5 protein-coding genes are annotated in these 6,913 nt (G+C 55.0%); 2 read left to right on the top strand and 3 right to left on the bottom strand.

Going from position 1 to position 6,913, the window contains the following annotated elements:
* Both ABX962_RS25615 and ABX962_RS25610 read right to left on the bottom strand, forming a co-directional pair.
* Window positions 1-599 (bottom strand): hypothetical protein (locus ABX962_RS25615; protein WP_372723579.1); only part of this gene is annotated, 599 nt, incomplete at its 3' end.
* A gap of 108 nt (window positions 600-707) precedes the next feature.
* Entirely contained in the window at window positions 708-2,216 is a 1,509-nt protein-coding gene (locus tag ABX962_RS25610; RefSeq protein ID WP_372723577.1) for a lipopolysaccharide biosynthesis protein, read from the bottom strand.
* Window positions 2,217-2,743: 527 nt separating this feature from the next.
* Between ABX962_RS25610 and ABX962_RS25605 the strand changes: the two genes are divergently transcribed.
* Together ABX962_RS25605 and ABX962_RS25600 are read left to right on the top strand one after the other, a co-directional pair.
* Window positions 2,744-4,981: a diguanylate cyclase domain-containing protein gene (locus ABX962_RS25605; protein WP_372723575.1), complete on the top strand. Its 2,238-nt coding sequence runs from the start codon at window positions 2,744-2,746 to the stop codon at window positions 4,979-4,981.
* Window positions 4,982-5,099: 118 nt separating this feature from the next.
* Window positions 5,100-5,723 carry a superoxide dismutase gene (locus ABX962_RS25600; RefSeq protein WP_372723573.1) on the top strand — a complete coding sequence of 208 codons (624 nt, stop codon included), beginning with the start codon at window positions 5,100-5,102 and terminating at the stop codon, window positions 5,721-5,723.
* Between the two features lie 232 nt (window positions 5,724-5,955).
* Here the strand turns inward: ABX962_RS25600 and ABX962_RS25595 are convergent.
* A partial coding sequence (locus ABX962_RS25595; RefSeq protein ID WP_372723571.1) for a S1 RNA-binding domain-containing protein occupies window positions 5,956-6,913 on the bottom strand: 958 nt, incomplete at its 5' end.

Raw genomic sequence — 6,913 nt, 5'->3', positions numbered from 1 at the left:
GCTTGCGAGAGCCATTGGCCAACTTGTGGGGGTAAAGCCGCAAGTCCAACGCGGCTCATCACTTGATTGAGCCGGAACAAGAGTTTGTCATTGTCGAGGTAGTCGTACAAGAACCGCAATTCGATAAAACGATCGATCGCTCTTGCGAGGTTCTCGGTCGGTTTACCTGTGATCTTGTTAACGCAGGTCTGGATTTTCTCGGATGACAGATCCGTTAGCAAGCCATAGTAGCGATCCACGGTCGTGGGATCGTCACGAATCCAGAAGGCATCGAGCAAGATTTCGATCAAAATATGGCCGACAAACGTGGGCCGAAATCCGGCGTCGCCTGGCAACAGATCACGAAGCTGGATCGCCAGCGTCATGTTTGTTTCGACAAAAGCTTGGGTGGCGTGAAACCACTCGTCGTCGTCGACATGTTGAATGATCCCCAGGGCGACATCGCGGACGTCTGGATCTTCATCCTCGGTCCACAGCAAGGCATGCCGCCGACGAGCCCGGATTTTACGGTCCACCACGCTCAACCAATCCGGAACCGCAGTTCCGGCTGCCTTCATTGGCTGGTCAAAGTAGGGCAATGCGTGGCTCAGAAAATTCATGCGGCTAGCCTACCAAGATTTCAAGCGAGGTGGCAGGTCTGCTGAAAATCGCGGCGGATTCACGTGAATTCGATGGGCTCGCTTGACGCGGGACCTATTCAAACAAGCTTACGATAACTGCGTTGCCGGACCACTGAATTTGGCGGCGATCAGTGACATGCCTTCGCCTAGCCAAGATTTTATTTGCGGGCTAATGAAAATCACGGTCGCAACGCTGAGGATGGCCACCGCCGGCCCCAGCATTAAGCTTGCTGGCAAAATGCTAATCGAAACCATGGTCAAATCAAACTTAAATCCACACCACGCCATCGCGATCCAAATTCCAAACATCACGGTTCCGTGAGCGCACAAGGTGGCAATCACGGCGCCTTGCAGTCCCAGACGTGGCAACAGCAGTGCGTTGAGAATCAGATTGAGCGTCAAACCGACGGCGATCGCGATTCCGACCCACTTGCCTCGCTCGGCCACCCACAAATAGTCTTGGCCGATCATGACAAGCGATGCCCAGATGTAAAACACAAACGCCATCGGCATCAGTGCCAAACCGTCCGCGTAACGATTTTGCAGCAAATTGGCAAACAACCAAGGGGCGATCCACAGTGTTCCCGCAGCACCGAGCGTGAAAACAACCGACAGCGCCGCGAGGATTTTGCGGATCCGATCGACCACCGCTTCGCGACGGCCCGCTTCCCAATCGGCGGCAAGGTAGGGCATCAGGACACCCGCAATCATGCTTGCCAAACTCATTAACAACACCGGAAAAATGCGGCCGCTGTGGTATTGGCCCACCGCGGCTTGTCCCATTTGTTCGCCACCGCCGGTGAAGTGCAAAATCATGTAGCGATCGGACATCTCGAACAGATTGCTCAACAAGTTCATCACCCACAACGCCACCGCATACGGTAACAACCGTCGCCACATCGACGGGGCATCAAAGCGAGATTCGCTGCGTGGCAGCCCACGCCAACCCTTCGCCAGCGTCCAACCGCCGGGCAAAATCGCGACCAACGATGCGATCGCAAAGCTGAGGATCAATCCCGCCAACCCGCCGCCGTTGATCAGCCACGCCACCCCGATCAAAGTGAACGCAACGCTTTGCACAAACTGCATCATCGATGCCACTCGCACTTGTCGCAGCGAAGAAACCAATTGGTGGACAAAGTTAAAGGCAATGATCGCCAGCACTCCGGCTGCGACACTGTAGGTTAGCGAGTTATTGTCGGACTCAAGAAAAATCAGCCAGCCGAACCAATCGGGTGCCACCATCAAGCCGACAAGAAAGGCCCCCGCACAGGCAAGTGTCGCGATCAACAAGCGGCGAACAAGTGATCCGAGGTGCCCTTGTTGGCGATACGTTTCCACATACCGTGGCAACGAACCTGGCATGCCAAACAGCATCACCGGCGTGGCCATCGTGATGAAATCAAACGCCATCGCCCATTGGCCGACTAAGGCATCGTCCATCAATCGGCAGAACCAGATACTTCGGAGAAATCCGAGCGATCGTTGAATGATCGTCATGCCCAGCACGACCAGCATCCCAATCGCAAGTGAATCGGCTGCAAAGCTTGCGGGGGTTTCGGTCTTGGTCGATGTCACAGCTTGCAGATCGTTCAATGTTGGAAACGCCGTGGATGGACAGAGCACCCCACTCCGGTGCCCTTCGAGAGTGTTCAAAGGCGAAGCGGTTGGGGTCGTTGTAATGTGCGATGCAAGCGGGATTCACGCCCGAGGAACTTGGAATCCTGATCAAGATTGTCGTTAAGTTTTGCTGGTTGCAGCGGTGATGCCCGTTGTAGGGTATCGGAATGATGTCACTTCTACGCCACGCGGGTAGGGCAGCCCAGGGATACTGGTCTTCTGGATTCCGAAAGCCGAAAGGTTTGATGGGGGAATCCCGTAGCTCTTGAAGGGACATGCAAACGTGTTCGGGTGGCCGGTGATGCAGGGCATCCATCGCATGTTCTCGTCATGGTACCGACGGCACGGCTCGTGCCTCCCAGTCGAGGGGGAGTGGTTTTTCCTCGCTTTTATCGGGGTTTGGGAAAGGTGGAAGTCATCGATTTTGTTTGGCTTACGGTCATTTCCTAACCTATGTTTCAACTCGCAGCGATATTGTTCTCTCGACCTCACGGTTTCACCGAATGAACCAGCCCCTTTCTGTACCAGCATCTGTTGACCCTATCGCTGCTCCGGTGATGGCAATCGAGCCGATGAATTTGGCCGACAAGAATAGGCAGCTCGAGCAGTTGCTTGCCAGGTTGCAGGAAGCTTCGCCGATGAGCGAGGAGCGTCGCGCTGCGCCATCGGCGGACGTCAGGTTCGAAAGTCAATTAGCGATGGTCCGGCTTGGGATCGCCAGTTCGCTGTTCTTTTCGTTGCGGGCAAAACATGTCGCCACTGCGGCGCATTCGCTGCGTGTCGCGTTATCCTGTTCAGCGTGGGCACACCGCTTAGGGCTCGATGATTCGTTGCGAGACCGTATCGAAGTTGCATCGCTACTGCATGACCTGGGCAAGATTGGGATTCCCGATCGCGTGTTGAGAAAACCGGGCAAGTTGACGGTTGAAGAGCAATTGACGATGGATTGTTGTTCGCGTCTGGGGGTCGAGATTTTACGCGGCTGTACGGACGACAATGAATTGCTGGATATCGTTCTGCATGCGAATTCGTGGTTTGATGGTCGTCGTCACGGTGATGGTCCACGTGGCGATGCGTTGCCATTAGGAGCTCGAATGTTAGCGATTGCGGATGCATTTGACGCGATGACAACCGACCACGTTTACCGCAGTGCGCTGAGCCGCGAACGAGCCATACAGGAGCTTGCCAAAGGCAGTGGCACTCAATTTGATCCCGAGTTGGTGTTGGACTTCAGCAGCATGCTCGAAGATCGGCCCGAGCTAATGCAAGGCGTTGTCGTTGATCGCTGGCTCAAGCAACTGCAAAGCGATTCGGAGTTATCCATTTGGAATTCCGGATCCAATCACAAACATGTGGGCGTTGTAAGCGGGGCGGGGCAAGACGAGTTGTTTTTGAACTCGCTCGTTGGCAAGCTCAAAGACGGTGTGGTGTTCACCGACAGCGAGGGGACGATCACCCGTTGGAATGACACCATGCAGCATCTAACGGGGATCTCGTGTGATGCGATCCAGGGCAAGGCATGGAGCAACGAGACCGTTCGCTTGCGTGAGAGCGATTCGTCGCGTCAGCAAGATTCCTGTATCGTCACGCAGTGTCTTCGCTCGTCCAGTTCAATTCAGCGAAAAATGGTCATCGAACAGCCCGGCGGCATCTCGACCCCGGTGCATGTCCAGGTGACGCCGGTGAGCGGACCCGAACCGGGGTGTCTGGGGACGGTGATCGTGATTCGCGACGTTTCGGACGAAGCGAACATGCTTCAAAAGCTCGATTCGCTTCATCAGCAAGTCACTCGCGATCCATTGACCGGGATTGCGAACCGAGCCTATTTTGATGAGCAGTTAACGCTGTTGACTTCGCGTGCCAAGGCTGGCGGACCGACATTCAGTTTAATTATCTGCGACATTGACCACTTCAAACGGGTCAATGACGTGCACGGGCATCCGGCAGGCGATGAAGCCTTGATTCGTTTCGCCGAGATCTTAGAGAGCCATAGTCGTGACGGCGATTTGGTGGCTCGTTATGGCGGCGAAGAATTTTTATTGATCGCCAATAATTGCGACAACGCGACCACCACCAAACGCGCCGAAGTGATTCGCGCGGCACTCGAGCGAACTCCGCTGCCAAGTCTTGGCAATGAAGCGGTCACGGCTAGTTTTGGGGTGACGGAATATCAGGCTGGCGACACCGCTGAAACGATCCTGGCGCGATCCGACCGTGCTCTCTTGAAGGCGAAAGACAATGGGCGAAACCGCGTGATTCAGCTTGGTTCGGGGAACCGTCCCAACGAGACCGCCGAAACAACCAAACGCGGATGGTTCGCCTGGTTCGACGCCAGCGAGATTGAAAAGAACAGTGAGTTCGATATTCTGACGCCGGTTCCGACTGCGTTGGCAATCGAAAAGCTTCGCGGCTTTATTGCCGATCACGACGCCGAGGTGATCCATGTCACCGAGAATCAGGTGTCGATCAAAGTCAACGCGGTTTGTACCACCGGAGGCCGCCGCCGCGTGGATCATCAAATTGTGCTCAACGCCCAATTGACCCTTAGCGAACAGAAACGCAGTGATTCAGTCATTCCAGCGGTGCGAAACTGGGGAGGAACAAAAGTGCACGTCACGATTCGTCCTATCCGAAATCGTGACCGACGCAATCGGGCACTGAAACCTTGTGTCGTCCAGCTTGTTTCGAGTTTGAAGAGCTATTTGATGGGCGAGATCTTTTCCGATTCGGATGTGTCCTAATTTGCTGTGGTTCGGTTTATCGAATCAAGGGGTTATTTCCCTGGCTTGACTCGGGCGTTATCGTTCTAGGGTAGCGAGAAGTCTATTATTTCGACCCTAAAACGGAGCAAATTTGGCCATGGCTTACACATTGCCTGCACTGCCTTACGCGTACGATGCACTGACGCCTCATATCGACGCGAAGACGATGGAAATCCATCACACCAAGCATCACCAGGCCTACATCACGAAGGTGAACGATGCGATCGCGGGTACCGATTTGGAAAGCAAGTCGATCGAAGATTTGATTTCGGATCTCTCCGCTGTTCCCGAGGCCAAGCGGGGCGCGGTTCGCAACAACGGTGGCGGACACGCAAATCACTCGTTGTTCTGGACCGTCATGGGGCCGAACAAGGGTGGCAATCCCTCTGGCGATTTGGCCGCCGCGATTGACAAGGCCTGCGGTTCATTCGATGCGATGAAAGAGCAGTTCGGCAACGCCGCAGCAACGCGTTTCGGTAGCGGATGGGCTTGGCTTTACGTCGAAGGTGGCGAGCTAAAGATCGGCAGCACCGCGAATCAAGACAGCCCGTTGATGGGGCAATCGGTGGCCGGAATCGGCGGCACGCCCATCCTCGGATTGGACGTTTGGGAGCATGCTTACTACCTGAACTACCAAAACCGCCGTCCCGACTACATTTCCGCGTTCTGGAACGTTGTCGATTGGGACGCCGTTGCTGATCGCTTCGCGGCGGCAAAGTAAGTTTGACGTTGCGGAAATCAGCTACGTCGTGATTGACGGCCAGTTTCGGTCGTTTATATGGTGAATCTAACGAAAAGGCGTTGCCGTTAAACGGCAACGCCTTTTTTTTTTGTTTCTTCGAGGTTGAGCGCGCGAAGGCTGGCAAACGAAGATTGGCCAGTGGCAGCGCATAAAAAAACGGCGGACTCGAAAGTCCGCCGTCGGTTTTACTGAATCGCAAGCGGTTGAGATTTTACTCTTCGCTGCTTGGTGGGAAGAGAGGACCGGCACTGCCTAGACCACCCTTCAGCTCGCCTTCGACCGACGACGCAGGGACTTGGTTCTCGGCCGCTTCGGCAGCTGCCGCAGCACGCTCTTGCTCTTCGCCCCACTCGACTCGCTTGAGCGACAGACCGATCTTGCGTTCGTCGGTATCGACTCGCAGGACCTTGACTTCGATGTCGTCGCCAACCTTGACCACTTCTTCGGGATCTTCGACCTTTTGCTCAGCCAATTCGCTGATGTGCAACAGGCCTTCGAGTCCGTCTTCGAGGCTGATGAAGACGCCGAAGTTGGTGATCTTGGTGACCTTGCCCTTGACCAATTGGCCAGGTTGGTACTTGTCGGGAATGTCGCCATCCCATGGGTCGTTATCAAGCTGCTTCAGTCCCAGGGCGATACGGCGACGCTCTTCGTCGACGCTCAAGACGCGGCAAGCGATCTCTTGGCCCTTCTCGAGCATTTCGCTGGGGTGACCGATCTTGCGAGTCCACGACATGTCGCTGACGTGAAGCAGGCCGTCGATGCCTTCTTCCAACTCGATGAACGCACCGTAGTTGGTCAGGTTTCGCACCTTACCGGTGACATCAGTTCCCTCAGGATAACGCTCGAGCACTTCGTCCCAAGGATTCTTCTGAGTTTGCTTCATGCCGAGCGACAACTGTTGGCCGGCGGGGTCGACACCCAAGATCTTGACATCGATTTCGTCGCCGATGTTGACCAATTCGCTTGGATGATTGACTCGCTTGGTCCAGCTCATTTCGCTGATGTGCACCAAGCCTTCGATGCCGGGTTCGAGTTTGACGAACGCACCGTAGCTCATCACGTTGACGACTTCGCCCTTGTGATCGCTGTTGACCGGGTACTTCTCTTCGATGTTTTCCCACGGGTTGCGGTCCTTCTGCTTCAAACCGAGAGCAATCTTTTGCTTT

Origin of the sequence: Novipirellula sp., from assembly GCF_041583735.1 — a bacterium.
Lineage (GTDB): Bacteria > Planctomycetota > Planctomycetia > Pirellulales > Pirellulaceae > Novipirellula.
The sequence above is the reverse complement of the archived record's forward strand: the minus strand, read 5'-3'. Positions and strand labels throughout refer to the sequence as shown.